This window comes from Micromonospora sp. NPDC048830 (assembly GCF_043198215.1).
Taxonomy (GTDB): Bacteria; Actinomycetota; Actinomycetes; order Mycobacteriales; family Micromonosporaceae; genus Micromonospora.
Genome location: NZ_JBICUP010000001.1, coordinates 230886 through 245037, shown reverse-complemented (window position 1 = coordinate 245037; position 14152 = coordinate 230886). Strand labels below are relative to the sequence as shown.

The 14152-nt window shown below is 73.5% G+C and carries 15 protein-coding genes; 6 read left to right on the top strand and 9 right to left on the bottom strand.

The features are described 5' to 3' along the window. Nucleotides 1-105 precede the first annotated feature (105 nt). From ACGFIZ_RS01185 to ACGFIZ_RS01170, 4 genes are all read right to left on the bottom strand, one after another. Nucleotides 106-1473 (bottom strand): acetyl/propionyl/methylcrotonyl-CoA carboxylase subunit alpha, encoded by a 1368-nt coding sequence (locus tag ACGFIZ_RS01185; protein WP_393414291.1) that lies wholly within the window; start codon nt 1471-1473, stop codon nt 106-108. Nucleotides 1474-1578: 105 nt separating this feature from the next. Further along, complete coding sequence (locus ACGFIZ_RS01180; RefSeq protein WP_393414288.1) at nt 1579-2190, bottom strand: TetR/AcrR family transcriptional regulator; 612 nt, start codon at nt 2188-2190, stop codon at nt 1579-1581. 151 nt (nt 2191-2341) lie between these two features. Further along, on the bottom strand, nt 2342-5200 hold the full coding sequence (locus tag ACGFIZ_RS01175; RefSeq protein WP_393414285.1) for a hypothetical protein: 2859 nt from the start codon (nt 5198-5200) through the stop codon (nt 2342-2344). Further along, the gene (locus ACGFIZ_RS01170) at nt 5197-6993 is read right to left on the bottom strand and encodes an HSP90 family protein (RefSeq protein ID WP_393414282.1); all 1797 of its coding nucleotides are present in this window, start codon (nt 6991-6993) and stop codon (nt 5197-5199) included. Before ACGFIZ_RS01170 ends, ACGFIZ_RS01175 begins: the two co-directional genes overlap by 4 nt. 375 nt (nt 6994-7368) lie before the next feature. Here ACGFIZ_RS01170 and ACGFIZ_RS01165 point away from each other — a divergent pair, with 375 nt between their 5' ends. After that, complete coding sequence (locus ACGFIZ_RS01165) at nt 7369-7743, top strand: hypothetical protein (protein ID WP_393414279.1); 375 nt, start codon at nt 7369-7371, stop codon at nt 7741-7743. Here ACGFIZ_RS01165 and ACGFIZ_RS01160 read toward each other — a convergent pair. Continuing rightward, a complete protein-coding gene (locus tag ACGFIZ_RS01160) occupies nt 7733-8635 on the bottom strand; it encodes a sulfurtransferase (protein ID WP_393414276.1) in 903 nt (300 codons plus the stop codon). The two genes, ACGFIZ_RS01165 and ACGFIZ_RS01160, sit on opposite strands and share 11 nt — an antisense overlap. A gap of 95 nt (nt 8636-8730) precedes the next feature. Continuing rightward, on the bottom strand, nt 8731-8877 hold the full coding sequence (locus ACGFIZ_RS01155) for a hypothetical protein (protein WP_393414273.1): 147 nt from the start codon (nt 8875-8877) through the stop codon (nt 8731-8733). 26 nt (nt 8878-8903) lie between these two features. On the opposite strand from ACGFIZ_RS01155, the gene ACGFIZ_RS01150 reads away from it, so the two are divergent. Further along, a complete protein-coding gene (locus ACGFIZ_RS01150; protein WP_393414271.1) occupies nt 8904-9056 on the top strand; it encodes a hypothetical protein in 153 nt (50 codons plus the stop codon). 249 nt (nt 9057-9305) lie between these two features. Here the strand turns inward: ACGFIZ_RS01150 and ACGFIZ_RS01145 are convergent, their stop codons facing one another. Then, nucleotides 9306-10073 carry an SGNH/GDSL hydrolase family protein gene (locus tag ACGFIZ_RS01145; RefSeq protein WP_393414268.1) on the bottom strand — a complete coding sequence of 256 codons (768 nt, stop codon included), beginning with the start codon at nt 10071-10073 and terminating at the stop codon, nt 9306-9308. A gap of 482 nt (nt 10074-10555) precedes the next feature. On the opposite strand from ACGFIZ_RS01145, the gene ACGFIZ_RS01140 reads away from it, so the two are divergent. Then, the gene (locus tag ACGFIZ_RS01140; RefSeq protein ID WP_393414265.1) at nt 10556-11878 is read left to right on the top strand and encodes a hypothetical protein; all 1323 of its coding nucleotides are present in this window, start codon (nt 10556-10558) and stop codon (nt 11876-11878) included. 71 nt (nt 11879-11949) lie between these two features. Here ACGFIZ_RS01140 and ACGFIZ_RS01135 read toward each other — a convergent pair whose 3' ends face one another. Beyond that, nucleotides 11950-12282, bottom strand: a complete 333-nt coding sequence (locus ACGFIZ_RS01135) for a hypothetical protein (RefSeq protein ID WP_393414262.1) — start codon at nt 12280-12282, stop codon at nt 11950-11952. Beyond that, nucleotides 12279-12470 carry a hypothetical protein gene (locus tag ACGFIZ_RS01130; protein WP_393414259.1) on the bottom strand — a complete coding sequence of 64 codons (192 nt, stop codon included), beginning with the start codon at nt 12468-12470 and terminating at the stop codon, nt 12279-12281. Before ACGFIZ_RS01130 ends, ACGFIZ_RS01135 begins: the two co-directional genes overlap by 4 nt. 224 nt (nt 12471-12694) lie before the next feature. On the opposite strand from ACGFIZ_RS01130, the gene ACGFIZ_RS01125 reads away from it, so the two are divergent. The 3 genes from ACGFIZ_RS01125 (at nt 12695) to ACGFIZ_RS01115 (ending at nt 14127) form a co-directional block, all read left to right on the top strand. Next, entirely contained in the window at nt 12695-13495 is an 801-nt protein-coding gene (locus ACGFIZ_RS01125; protein ID WP_393414256.1) for a helix-turn-helix domain-containing protein, read from the top strand. Continuing rightward, nucleotides 13486-13671, top strand: coding sequence for a DUF397 domain-containing protein (locus tag ACGFIZ_RS01120; protein WP_393414253.1), 186 nt, complete (start codon nt 13486-13488; stop codon nt 13669-13671). The genes ACGFIZ_RS01125 and ACGFIZ_RS01120 overlap by 10 nt, the downstream gene beginning before the upstream one ends. 270 nt (nt 13672-13941) lie before the next feature. Further along, on the top strand, nt 13942-14127 hold the full coding sequence (locus tag ACGFIZ_RS01115) for a DUF397 domain-containing protein (RefSeq protein WP_393414250.1): 186 nt from the start codon (nt 13942-13944) through the stop codon (nt 14125-14127). The last annotated feature ends 25 nt before the right edge of the window (nt 14128-14152 follow it).

Here is a 14152-nt window from a genome sequence, read left to right as displayed (position 1 = left end):
GCCCGGCGGTCCCGCATCCACGCCGGGGTCGATCATGGGGTTGGCGGCGACAAAAAGGACAAGCACCGCCGCCAACCCCATGATCGACGGGGGCCGGCGAAGGCGTCAGCGCATGCGGGACACGATGCCCGTGTCGTAGTCGCCCGAGAGGAACTCGTCGTTCGTGAGCAGTTCGGCGAAGAAGGGGAGGTTGTTCTTCGGGCCGGCGATCCCGAAACCGGCCACCGCCGCCCTCGCCCGCTCGACGGCCTCGGCGCGGTCCTTGCCGCTGACGATCAGCTTGGCCATCAGGCTGTCGTAGAACGGGGTGACCGTGTTGCCGGCGACGTACCCGGAGTCGACCCGTACGCCCTCGCCGGCCGGCTCGTTCCACGTCGTGATCACGCCGGGGCCGGGCAGGAACCGCTTCGGGTCCTCGGCGTTGATCCGCAGCTCGATGGCGTGCCCGCGCGGCGCGAGCGCGTCCGGGTCGAAGGTCGGGGCGAGGCCGGCGGCCACCCGGAGCTGCTCCTCCACCAGGTCGACGCCGTAGACCAGCTCGGTCACCGGGTGCTCGACCTGCAGCCGCGTGTTCATCTCCAGGAAGAAGAACTCCTCGGAGCCGGAGCCGTCGCTCTCGGAGTCCCGCCGGCGCGGGACCAGCAGACACTCCACCGTGCCCGCGTTGCGGTAGCCGACCGCCTCCCCGGCCCGTACCGCGGCGGCCAGGATCCGCGCCCGCAGCTCGGGGGAGACCGCCGGGGACGGCGACTCCTCGACCAGCTTCTGGTTACGCCGCTGCACCGAGCACTCCCGCTCGCCGAGGGCCACCACCCGGCCGTCGGCCAGGCCGAGGATCTGCACCTCGACGTGACGCACCCGGGGGAAGTACCGCTCGATCAACACCGAGCCGTCGCCGAACATGCGCTCGGCGAAGGAGCGCACCTTGTCGTACTCGGTGCGCAGCGCGGCCTCGTCGTTCGCCACGCCCATGCCCATGCCGCCGCCGCCGGCCGCGGCCTTGACCATCACCGGGTACCCGATCTCGGCGGCGGCGGTGACGGCCGCGTCCAGGTCGGCGGCCGGGTCGGTGGTCCCGGGCGCGACCGGCACGCCGGCCGCCGCCATCAGGTTCCGGGCGTTGATCTTGTCGCCCATCGCGCTGATCGCGTCCGCGCCGGGCCCCACCCAGATCAGCCCACTGGCCTCGACCGTACGGGCGAACTCGGCGTTCTCCGACAGGAAGCCGTACCCGGGGTGGACGGCCCGCGCGCCGGTGGACTCGGCGGCGGCGAGGATCGCCTCGACGTTGCGGTAGCTCTGCGCCGGGTTGGCCGGGCCGACGCAGACCGCCTCGTCGGCCTCGGTCACGAACGGCAGGCCGGCGTCGGCCTCCGAGTGCACCGCGATCGCGCGGACACCGAGCCGCCTCGCGGTACGGATGATCCGGCGGGCGATCTCGCCCCGGTTGGCGACCAGCAGCGACTCGATCATGTTCTCCTCCACGTCCAGGGGTGGGGACGGATGTGGGCAACCATGACCGCGTCGCTACCCATGGGTCGGCAGCGGCGGGTCAGGGCCCCGTTGGGATGTTTCGGCTCAGGCGTCCGTCTCGGCGAGCAGGGCGGCCAGCGTGGCGGCGCGCAGCAGCGCGGCCCGGCGCCGCCGGTCGACCTCACCACCGAGGAACGGGGTCGAGTTCATCAGACCGAACGCGGCGTGCGCCAGCACCCGCGCCTCGCCGTCGGGCAGAGCCGGGTGCAGCGCGGTCAGCACGGTCACCCACTCCTCGACGTACAGCCGCTGGAGCCGGCGGATGCGCCGGCGCGGCTCTTCGGGCAGCCGGTCCAGCTCGTGCAGGTGCAGGGCGATCACGGCCGGGTTGGCCAGCGCGAAGTCGACGTGGAAGTCGATCAGCGACTCCAGCGCGCCGCGCGGGTCGTCCGGGTGGCCGGCGGCCCGCTCCCGGCCGCCCGCGAGCAGTCCCTCGCTGACCGGGATCAGGGCGGCGGCCAGCATGGCCTCCTTGCCCGCGAAGTGGTGGTAGAGGGCGGGCCCGGTCACGCCGGCCGCGGCCCCGATGTCGTCCATCGACACCCCGTGGTAGCCCCGCGCGGCGAACAGTCCGACCGCGATCTCCAGGATCTCGTCCCGCCGGGACCGTCGCCGTCCGCTGCCCGCCGTTCCTCGCGCCTGTTGTTCCACCGTCACCGGGCAAGCGTAGACCCGCGCCGGGTCGGGGTGGATGCTCGGTTACCGGGTCGATCGTCACACGGGACGCCGCCCCGTCGGCCGTCAGGCCATGCTCCTGTGCGCGAGCTCCATCCTCGTCGGCCGTCGGGCCATGCTCCTGCGTACGGGCTCAGTCCCCGTCGGCCGTCAGGCCGTGCTCCTCGCGCACCGCCGCCGCGTCGTCGGGGCGGCCCAGCTCGTCCAGCACACCGGCCAGCAACCACGCGGCCCGGGCCGCCGGTCGGAAACCCGACGGCAGCCCGCCGAGCACCTCGCGCAGCAGCCGCTCGGCCTCCCCGAGCCGACCCGCGCGCGCCAGCAGCTCGCCGGTGAGCAGCTCCACCCGCGCCGCCTCCCCGAACGCCTCGATCGACCGCAACCGCGCCGGCACCCCGGCCAGCCGGTCCAGCGCCTCGTCGGGGCGCCCGTCGCCGGCCAACACCCGGGCCGCGACCTCGGTCGCGAGCGCCACCTCGTACGTCACCACGGGCGGTTCCTCCGGCTGCCCGGTGAACGCGGCGGCGAGCCCGTCCAGCACCTCAACCGCGCGTACCGCCGCCGGCACGTCACCGGACCAGGACAGCGCGTCGGCCTCCCGGCGTCGGGCGCGCAGCTCGTCGACCGCCGCCCCGGCCAGCCGGTACGCGACCGCCGCCTCGGCGAACCGCTGCGCGGCCAGCGCGTCCCGGTCGACGTCGTAGAGCAGGTCGCCGGCCTCCTCCAGCACCTGCGCCCGGTGCGGCAGGTTGTCGGGGCCGTCGAGGTTGCGGGCCAGCTGCTCCAGCAGGGCGAGCGCCGGGTCCAGCTCACCCAGGTCGACGTAGATCCCGGCCAGCAGGTGCCGGCACCGGTCGGCCTCGGCCTGCGCGCCGAGCCGGTCCAGCCCGAGCACCGCCTCCTCGGCCACCTCGGCGGCCTCGGCGGGCCGCCCGGCCACCCGGTACGCGTTCGCCAGCTCCCAGCGCAGCAGGGCATCCCCGTCGGCGCCCTGCTCCACGCAGAGGGTCACCGCCTCGACGAAGTCGTCCACCGCCTCGGCCGCGCGGTCGGCGGCCAGCAGCGCCCTCGCCCGGAACACCCGCACCGGCAGGCGACTCTCCGCCGGGGCGTGCGGAAGCGCCCCGTCGCAGGCGGCCACCATCTCGGCCGGGTCGTCCACCGCCCTGGCGTACGCCAGGGCGGCGTCCGCGACCAGCTCGCCGACCCCGACCTCGCGGGCCGACCGGAGGGCGAGCTCGGCCGCCGCCCGGAACTCCTCGGGCCGGTCGAGCTCCTCCAGAATGTGGGCGCGGTGCACCGCCACCCGGGCGGCCAGCCACGGGTCGACGTCCGCCTCGCCCGCCGCCCGGTCGACGGCGGCGAGCGCCTCCTCCCAACGGCCCAGGTGCACCAGCGCCAGGGCGAGCCGGTCGTACGCGGAGGCCCGCTCCCGGACGTCGCCGTGCCCGTCGAAGAAGTCGACGGCCCCCCGGGCCAGCGACAGCCCCTCCTCGGGATCCTCAGCGTCCATGCAGAGCAGCACCCCGAGCCGGCCCGCGACCGCCTGCTCCCGGACCGGGTCCGACAGTTCCCGGTACGCGGCCAGCGCCGCCCGGTTCGCCGCCCGCGCCGCCTCCGGGCCGTCGGCCTGGGTCAGCTCGCCCGAGCGCAGCTCCAGCCGGCGGGCCGCCGTCCGGGGCGGCAGCTCGGCCCCGCCGAACCGCTCGTCGTACGCGGCGAGGGCGGCCACGAGCCCGTCGCGGCGGTGGGTACGCAGGCACTCCTCGGCCAGGTCGAGCAGCTCGTCGGCGGTGGCTTCGGCCGGAACGGTCACCTCGACGGCCGGAGCGGCCGCCTGGGCCGGCACCCGGGCGGGGCCACCCGGCGGGGCGGGACGGCGGCGCAGGCTGGCCGACAGCGGCAGGTGCTCCCCGGTGGGCCGGACGGCCAGCCGACGGGCGATCCACTCCGACTGGCGCGACGAGCCGTTGCGGGCGTCGAAGCGGGCGGCCAGCGCGGTCGCGGCCTCGGCCAGCTCGGCGGCGAGCGCGTCGGCGGACACCTCGCCCGCCGGCCGGTCGCCGGAGGCTCGGCGGTGCAGCACGACGTCGCCGGTCTCGGCCGCCGCCCGCAGCGCGGCGGAGGCGGTGGCCGCGAAGTGCATCGCGGCGGCCGGGGTGGGTGCCCGGTCCAGCCAGTCCAGGTGCCGCTCGACGATCTCGACCGCCCGGGCCTCGTTGCCGGTCAGCGTGCAGAACTCGACGTGGTCGCCGATGTCCCACAGGTCGGAGAGGTTGCCGCGCAGCCGCCGGTACGCCTCCCGGTGCGCGTCCCGGGCCGCGTCGTGGCGGCCGGTGCGCAGGTACGGCACGAGCAGCGCGGTGAGGATCGCCTGCGGCTGTTCGGCGCAGGTCAGCCGGCCGGCGAGGACCGGCTCGGCCAGCGCCACCGCCTCCTCGTGGCGGCCGACGTCACCGAGGTGGGCGACCTGGGTGCTCGGGTCGCAGCCGGCGCAGTCGGACAGCTCGTCGCGCGGGGTGGTCAGCCACAGCCGGTACCACCGCTCGGCCGCCTCGGCGTCACCCACGTGGTCGGCGACCCGGTACCGGTGCTTGTACACGGCCTGCAGGCTGTGCCCGGAGTCCCGGTAGCGGCGCTCCATGTCGTCGAGCACCGCGTACGTGCGGTCCAGCGGCAGCTCCGGGAACTTCAGCATGGCGTTGACCATGTACTTGAAGTGCCAGAGCAGCTGGTGGCTGTAGCGCCGGTGGTACGGCTGCGGGTCGCGGTCGAACTCCGCCAGGCACCAGGAGAAGGTGACGAACGACTTGGCCCGCTCCCCGCCGTAGACGTACGCGGTGGTGGCCTGCATCCGGGCGGCGAAGGCGAGGTGCCGGTCGTCGCCGGCGTCGGCCCGGCGCAGCAGCTGCTCCACGGCCGCCACCTGCCCGGCCCCGAACGGCATGGCGCTGACCTCGTGCAGCATCCGCCACAGTTCGTCGTCGCTCACTGCCCGACCTCCCGTCCCGGCACGGCCCGGCCGAGCAGGCCGAGGAAGGAACTGTTCAACAGCGCGGCGTCGGCCGCGCGGATGGGGTGGTGCCCGAGCAGCAGGGCCTGCCCGTACAGCGCCTCGACCGCGAGCGCGACCAGGTCCGGGTCGTCGAGCGTGGTGACCCGGCGGACCAGCGGGTTACGGTGGTTGAGCACCAGCTGCGGCCGGTCCGGCGGGGCCGACGCGGCCAGCGCGTCGAGCACCCCGCCCCACAGCTCGTCGGCCCGGTCCCGGCTCGCGGCGAGCTGGTCGTGGAACGCCGCCGACCGGCTGACCAGGTAGAGGGCGGGCAGCGATACCGGATCGTACGCCCGGACCACCACCTCGCAGCCGAGCCGTTCCAGGGCCCGCTGCGCCCCGGCGAGGAACGGCCGGAGGGCCAGCTCGACCTGCGGCTCCAGGCCGTCGAAGCGGGTGGTGACGTCGCTGGGCTCCAGCCGTTCGATCAGCACCGACCGGTCCACGCTGGGCAGCCGTTCGATCAGCTCGGTGTCGTACGTGTAGCCGGCGTTGACCACGGCCAGGTCCTGCGCGGCGGCGACGGCCGCGAGCTGGCGGAACTCGTCCAGGCTGGCGGCGTAGCGGACCAGGCCGTGCCGCTGCCGGAACTCGGCCAGCGTGAGCGTGCCGACGTTGGTGTCCATCGGCCACCACTGGTCGACGAGGCGGAGCATCTCGTCGTCGTGCAGGGCGAGCGCCTTGACGCCGAGGTGGTGCACCTGGAGGAACTCGGCCAGCCGGCGCGGGTCGTGCCGGGCCAGCCGGACCAGCCAGCCGCGTACCTGCTCGCCCAGGGCGTCCCGGGTGGCGGTGAGCAGGCTGTCCTCGTAGAGCGCCTCGCGGCTGGCGGTGGGCCGCAGCTCGGTGGCGTCCACGACGCAGTGGGCGAAGAACGCCCAGTCGGGCAGCAGCCCGTCGGCGTGCTCGGTGAGCAGCATCCGCTTGAGGTGGACCCGGTGGCCGGCGCGGACGGCCGGGTTCACCGGGGTCGGCAGGATGAAGGCGACCCCGGTCAGCCCCGCCTCGGGCACGGACAGCGGCACCACGTCGAACGGGTCGACGCCGAGGGCCTGGCGGGCGTACCGGACCAGGGCCGGACGGTCGACCGGCGCGCCCGGGGTGGTGGGCCATGGCGGGTCGCCGGCGGTGGTCACCACGTCGCCCACCCGGACGGTCACCGGCAGCAGCGACCCGTAGAGCCGGGCCAGCTCGGTGACGGTCGCGGTGGCGAACCACTGGTCGGCGTCGCGCCGCGGCACGAGGATCACCGTCGTGCCCGGCTCCGGCCGCTGCTCGCCGGCCGCGGCGAGCGCCACGGAGTACCGGCCGTCGGAGTGGCCCGTCCAGAGCACGGTGGGCTGGTCGGCGTGCCGGGTGACCACCCGGATCTCGTCGGCGACCAGGAAGCAGGAGAGCAGCCCGATGCCGAACTGCCCGAGGAACTCGTGGCGGGAGAAGCCGAGGTCGTCGCGCTTCGAGCTGCGTCCGATGGTGGCCAGCAGCTCGTGCACCTGCGCCTCGGTGAGCCCGATGCCCGTGTCGTGCACCCGCAGCGTGCCGTCGCCGGTCAGCTCGGGCGGCTCGATCCGGACCAGCCCCGGGGCGTCCGGCTCGGCGGCCCGACGCGCGGTGATCGCGTCCAGCGCGTTCTGCATCAGCTCGCGGACGTAGACCCGCGGGCTGCCGTAGAGATGGTGACTGAGCAGGTCGACCACGCCGCGGAGGTCGACCTGGAAGGTGCGGTCCACGCTGTCTGCTCCCGGGTCCGATGCCGGCGCTCACCGTACCGGTGATCCCCGACGCGCGCCTGCCCCGATTCCCCGTCCGGGCGGGACGCGCTGGCCCCGGCCCGCCCCTCGGCCCGTGCCGCTCGACCCTGACCAGCCCACCCGTCCTCACGACCGCCCCGCCCCTCCCCTTCGCCCTCGACGCGCTGACCTTCGCCGCTGCGGCCCTTTTCGCCCTCGCCCTCACCCCATCCCTCCCGCGATCTTGCAGTTACGGCCCCGACAAACTCGAAACAGGACAGAACAAGGGCCGAAAGTGCAAGATCGCGGAGCGGTGGGGGGCGGTGTGGCGGGAGGCGTGGGTCGGGGTGCGCTGGGTGCCGGCGGGACCGGGTGGTGGGGCGGGTCACCGGACTCGCGGCACTCACGAACCTGGCGATCAGCGGGCTGATGGCGGTGCTGGTGCTCTACGCCCTGGACGTGCTCCGCGTACCCGAGGAGGCGTACGGGGTGTTCCTGGCCGGGGTGGTGCTCGGCGGGCTGGCCGGCGCGCTCGGGGCCGGCCGCCTCGCCGCCCGGTACGGCACGCTGCCCGTGCTGCGCCTGGTGCTCGCCGGGCAGGCGCTGGCGCTGGTCGGGCTCGCCGGCCGCGCGTACGGGGTGGCGCCGGTCGGCTGGGCCGCCGCGGCGACGTTCGCCCTGGCCACGGTCCTCGGCTGGCGCGCCCTCCGCCCGGCCGCCGGGGTCCGCAGCGGCCGAGTCAGCTGCTGAGGCCGCCCGGCTGGTCGCCCTTCGCCACCGGCGCCCGGACCAGGTTGCCCCACTCGGTCCACGAGCCGTCGTAGTTGCGCACCTGCGGCCAGCCGAGCAGGTGCCGCAGCACGAACCAGGTGTGGCTGGACCGCTCCCCGATCCGGCAGTACGCGATCACGTCGTCGTCCGGGCTCAGCCCGAGCTGGTCGGCGTAGATGGCGCGCAGCTCGTCCGGCGACCTGAAGGTGCCGTCGTCGTTGGCCGCGGACTTCCACGGCTTGTTCACCGCGCCCGGGATGTGCCCGCCGCGCAGCGCGCCCTCCTGCGGATAGTCCGGCATGTGCAGCATCTCGCCGGTGTACTCGCCCGGCGACCGCACGTCGACCAGCGGCCGGCCGGCGGCGACATGCGCCATCACCTGCTCCCGGTACGCGCGGATCGGCGCGTCGTCGCGCACCGGCACCGGATACTGGGCGCGGGGCCGGGTGGGCCGCTCCCGGGTCAGCTCCCGCCCCTCGGCCACCCACTTCTGCCGGCCGCCGTCGAGCAGCCGCACGTCGGGGTGGCCGAACAGGGAGAAGACCCAGAGGGCGTACGCGGCCCACCAGTTGAAGTTGTCGCCGTAGAAGACGACGGTGTCGTCCCGGCCGATGCCCTTCGCGGCGCACAGCTCGGCGAAGGCGGGGCCGTCCAGGTAGTCGCGGGTGACCTGGTCGTTCAGCTCCGTGTGCCAGTCGACCTTCACGGCGCCCGGGATGTGCCCGGTGTCGTAGAGCAGCACGTCCTCGTCGGACTCGATCACGACCAGGCCCGCGTCGCCCAGGTGCTCGGCGAGCCATTCGGTGGTGACCAGCCGCCGCGGGTCGGCGTACGACTGGAGGCGGGGGTTCGGGTCACTCGGCACAGCCATGATCCCCAAGGTACGCCGGCTCACGGAGACCGGCCGGCGAACCGGACCGGCCCACCACCCGTACGTGGGATGGTGGGCCGGTCCTGGGTCGGCCGTCAGCCCCGCACGACGAACCAGTGATAGGCGTAGTCCGACCTGTTGCCCGCCGCGTCCACCGCGTACACGGAGATCGGGTACCAACGCGCCTCGGTGGGGGTCAGGGTGACCGAGGCGGTGCCGTCCGCGCCGGCCGGGACGGTCACCTCCGGGCCGTTGGCTCACCACGAAGGTGAAGACCGCCTCCGGCGACAACTGCCCGGACGACGACCGGCTGCGCACCGCGAGGGTGTTCCGGAAGCCCCGGTCCGGGGTGATGGTCAGGTCGGCCGCCGTCCCGTCGGTCACCGCGACGGTCTGCTCCGGCCCGTCGTTGAGCCGGTAGACGAACTCCACCGTGTCCGGCAGCTCGGAGGTGAACCGGAACGCGCCCGTCCCGCGCCAACCACCATGGACAGTACGGCGGCCAGCATCGCCCGGCCGCTCTTCCCGGCCAGCTTCACGCCGCCAGGTCTGAGGGTCATCCCTCATCCACCTTTCCCCGATTACCCCGTGGCATATCGACGGGGGTCCCGATGCTATCGGGAAGGGCCAAGTGTTCGGCGACTGATAATTCACGCCTCCCGGCGGTGGGTCAGTCCGTGAGGGGGCCCAGTTCGGGGCGCTTGGCGGTGACGGTGTCGCCCGACGAACGTCCCGTCAGCCGGCGCCTGATCCACGGCATCAGGTGCCGCCCCGCCCAGCGCAGGTCCGCGGCGCGGGCGGCCAGCCAGGGCGTCGGGGCGGGGTACGGCGGGACCATCAGCCACTCCTCGTCGCAGCCGACCCCGAGCGCGGCCAGCACCTGCCCGGCGACCCGCCGGTGCCCGGCCGGCGACAGGTGCAGCCGGTCCGTGCTCCACAGCATCGGGTTCAGGTAGGTGTCGTCGGCGTACAGGTCGACGAGGATCGCCCCGTGCCGCTCGGCGGTCTCCCCGACCGCCGTGTTGAGCAGCGCGACCCGGGGGGCGACCAGCCGCTGGCCGGGCAGCCGGGCCATCACGTCGGCGAACCGGAACAGCAGCACGTCGGCGCCGGTGGAGCGGAGTTCGGCGACGACGTCGTCGAAGCGGGCGACCAGGGCGTGCGGATCGAAGGTGCGGCGCAGCACGTCGTTGCCGCCCGCGGCGAAGCTGATCAGGTCCGGCTTCATCGCCAGGGCGGCCGGCACCTGCTCGGCGACGACGTTGGGGAAGAGACGACCCCGGATGGCCAGGTTCGCGTACCGGAAGTCGGGGCCCGCCTCAGCGGCCAGCCGGGTGGCGACCAGGTCCGCCCAGCCGCGGTAGGTGCCGTCCGGGTACGCGTCGTCCATGCCCTCGGTGAAGCTGTCGCCCACCGCCACGAAGCTGCGCCAGCGCACTGCGTCCCTCCCGCGTCCTCGGATCGCCCCGCGGCGCCCAGTCTGGCACCGCCCGCGCGGGCCGACGTACCGGCCCGGGGCAGAAAAGGCCGCGGGGCTCCGGAAATAATGTCGCGGATCCCGTCCGGGGGTCACGCATCGGCGGTCGCCCGTGGATGCCTCCCCGGTCCGACGAACACCAGCGAGGATCCGACATGACCGAGGGACCGCCCTCCGCGCCTGTCCCGCCCCCGCCGGGTCAACCGGTGCCGGGAGCGTGGGGGCCGCCGCCGCCCACCCCGCCCGGGCCGTACCCGACGCCGGCACCCCCGCCGTACGGCTCACCGGCGCCACCGCCCGCCGGGCCGGCGACACCTTCGCCCGCGGGCCCGTACGGCCCGGGGTCCTACCCGCCGCCCGCGCACGTCGGCCCCGCGGGGCCGTACGGTCCGCCGCCTCCGGCCAAGAGGTCGAAGCGCTGGCTCTGGGTCTCTCTCACGGCCGTGGTGGTGGTCCTGGCGCTCTGCGCCGGGTCGGCGTTCGGGCTGAAGGCCTACTTCGACCGGCAGAACGGCAGCTCGGCGCAGGCGCTGGACGAGCGGGACGGCCCGGTCCGGCCCGCGGAGATCGAGGCCCTGCTCGCCGAGCACACCAGGGCACTCAAGGAGCGGGACCTGAAGGCGTTCCTGGCCCCGTTCGACCCGGCCGACAAGAAGCTGGTCGCCCAGCAGACCACCCTGTTCCAGAATCTGAGCAAGGTCCCGCTGGCCGAGGCCAGTTTCGTGCGGCTGCGCAAGGGCGAGTTCAAGCCCTTCGGGGCGGGGCACAGCTTCGAGCTGACGGTGTCGTTCAACCACAGGTTCGAGTACGACCGCGCGGCGGTCGGCGAGATGTACACCTGGACCGTCGTCCGTACCGGCAAGGGCGCCCCACTGAAGATCACCGAGGCCGGGCACGTCCCGCAGGGCTTCAAGCAGACGGAGATGAGCTACTACCCGGCGCCCTGGGACAGGTGGCAGGACATCCACGTGGAGAAGACGCCGCACACGGTGCTGATCGTCGACGCGTCGCTGCGGGCGGAGGCGCAGCGGTACGCGCCCGCGGCCGAGCGGGCCGCCGCCGAGGTCCTCGACGCCGTACGGGCCGGCGGGGTGACCGGCGAGTTCCCGCAGGGCTTCGTCATCAGCCTGGTGAAGGGGAAGAAGGAGCTGGGCGCGCTCTACCAGACGAGGAAGGAGGCGCCGACCAGCGAGTCCGGGATGGCCCTCGGTTTCCCGCCCGCGTCGGCGGTCGACGACGACGAGGGACCGGACGTCGGGGGCAGCCGCGTGCTGGTCGACGTCACGGACCGGTCCTTCTTCGGCGCGGGCGCGCAGGAGTCCCCGGCGGTGCTGTTCCGGCACGAGCTGGCCCACGCGCTCATGAACAACTTCGCCGACCACGGCCCGGGGGCGACGTCCCTCGACGGCCGGGAGCACTGGGTGGTCGAGGGGTTCGCCGAGTACCTGGGCTACGGACAGCAGCCCTTCACCGCCAGCGAACGCGCGGCCTCGGGCAAGGCGGTGCTCCGCTCCCTCAACTACGACCTGCCCCTGCCGAGCAACGGCCTGTGGAACATGGCGGGGCGCGGGAGCTACCACTACTGGCTCGCCCACTCGACGATGAGCTTCATCGCGGAACGGTACGGCGAGCAGAAGCTCTTCCAGTTGGTCATCGAGCACTACCGGGGCAAGAAGATCCAGGACGTCACGCAAGAGGTTCTCGGCGTGTCGTACGACGACTTCGCCAAGCAGTGGGCGGCGTACGTGAAGGCCGAGGTGCGCTGACCCGGCCGGCGTCGCGCGGCAGAGGGGCGGCCACCGGTGGGTGGGCCGCCCCTTTCGCGGCACCGCCGCGGTCATCGGTCGGCCGCCCCTTTCCGGTACGGGCCCCAGGCGACGAAGCGGTCGAACAGCTCGCGCGGGGTCGGGCCGTCGTACGGGTTCAGCCGGAACAGGTCGTGCGTGGCCTCGTGGTACAGCCCGGAAAGGTAGATCGCCAGGTCGACGGGGCTGCCGTCGTACTCGACGCGGAGCAGCAACCGCGCCTCCGCGCACGGCCACGGCGACCCGCAGGCCCGGCACACCCACAGCGGACGCAGCGGCAGGTGCGGCGGGTGGCCCGGCGGGTACGCCCGCGGCCGGTCCGGATACGGCCCGAGGCGGGGCACCGGAAGACGCCCCGCGATCACCAGCGCCCTCCGTTGGCCCGCCACTCCTGAGCCCGGGTCAGCCGGCCGGGGCGCCCGGCGTCCGTTGTCGGCAGGATCCGGGTCTGCTCGCGCATCCAGTCCGGCAGATTGTCGCCCCGGACCCGGCGGGGCAGCGGTGGCGGCGGCACGGCCGTGCGGCACCGGAACAGGCGCAGCGGGTTGCGCATCTCGAACTCCTTCAGCAATGGGGACGGGGCCGTGCGCGTACCGGGGGAATGGATTCGCGCACGGCCCCGAACGGGCCGGACGGGAGGCGGCCCGTCGTGTAACAGTCTGCTGAGGACGGCACTACTGTCGGAAGGCATTGAGGGCCGGGCTGGAGAGGGTCCGGTCGGCTGTTTCGTGCGCCCCGAGCGGCCGTGGAAAGCGCCGGAAGAATCGTGGAGGAAGCGTGGAAGGTGAGACCGTCGAGCTGATCCGGGCACAACTGCGCCGGCTACGCCAGAACGCCGGGCTCAGCCAGGAGGATTTCGGGAAACTCGTTCACTTCTCGGGCTCCCAGGTGTCCGCATTGGAGTTGGGGCAACGAGCAGTCGATCGCCATTTCCTGAAGCGGGCGGACGAGGTCCTGAACACGGGCGGCCTGCTGATATCGCTGCTCAAGATGGCGGAACGGGACCGCCAACCGAGCTGGTTCCGACCATGGCTGGACGCCGAGCGGCAGGCGCAGCAGATCCGCTGCTATCAGCCCACGCTCGTTCCGGGGCTGCTACAGACCGAGAACTACGCCCGCGCGATGATCCGCACCGACGACATGATCAGCGACGGCGAGGTGGAGAAGCGGCTTGCGGTTCGGATGGACAGGCAGTCGATTCTCGTCGGCCCCGATCACCCGAAGTACGTCGCGGTGATCGAGGAGGCCGTTCTCCGTCGTGCTGACGAGGGCTTCCGAGGAATCATGACGGAGCAGATCACGCACCTCATCGAGTGCGCCGAGCGTCCGCACATCCATATCCACATCGTGCCCACCTCGGTCAGCTTGCACGTCGGGCTGGTCGGCCCCTTCGCCCTGGCTCGGGGTGGCGACGGCGGTTGGGTCGGCCACCTGGAGCATCAGCTCGGCGGCGAGGTGCTCGACAAGGATGAGGATGTGGCTATCCTGCTGTCGCGGTGGGAAAGCGTCCGCAGCGAGGCACTGTCTCGCAGACAGTCGATCGAGCTGATGAAGGAAGTGATGTTGTCATGGAGCTGATCGGCGCTACCTGGCGCAAGTCCACGCGCAGCGGCACGCAGGGCGACTGCGTCGAGGTGGCCGACGACCTGCGCGGCGTCGTCGGCGTACGGGACAGCAAGGACCCGACCGGCCCCGTGCTCACCTTCACCCCTGACACCTGGCGCGCCTTCATCGAGTACGCCAAGCGCCCCTGACCTTGTCAAATAACGTGATGCCGGTGTTGACCGCTGTAGTGGGATCGCTGGGCTTGCGCTGTTCGTCGCCAGGTTGACCGGTGCAGTGCGTGCGCGCTGGTGGTAGTAGCAGGGCGAGGAGAAGGCGTTGAGGAGTCGTCGCCGGATCCGTTCGGCGACTGCTCGCCAGGCTCTCGGCAACTTCGCGTGAACCGCCGGCCCGAGCGGGCGGCTGTCCGCCTCGGCGGGCCGGCGGGCCCGCGATCGAAAGCTGGAAGGAGTGATGGCGCCGTGGAGCTGATCGGCGCAAACTGGCGTAAGTCCACCCGCAGCGGCACCCAGGGCGATTGCGTCGGGGTGGCCGACAACCTGCCGGGTGTCGTCGGCGTACGCGACAGCAAGGACCTGCCGGCCCGGTACTCGCCTTCACCCCCCATACCTGGCGCACCTTCATCAAGCACGCCAAAACGGCGGTGACAGAAACCACGGCTGCCCTCATCCA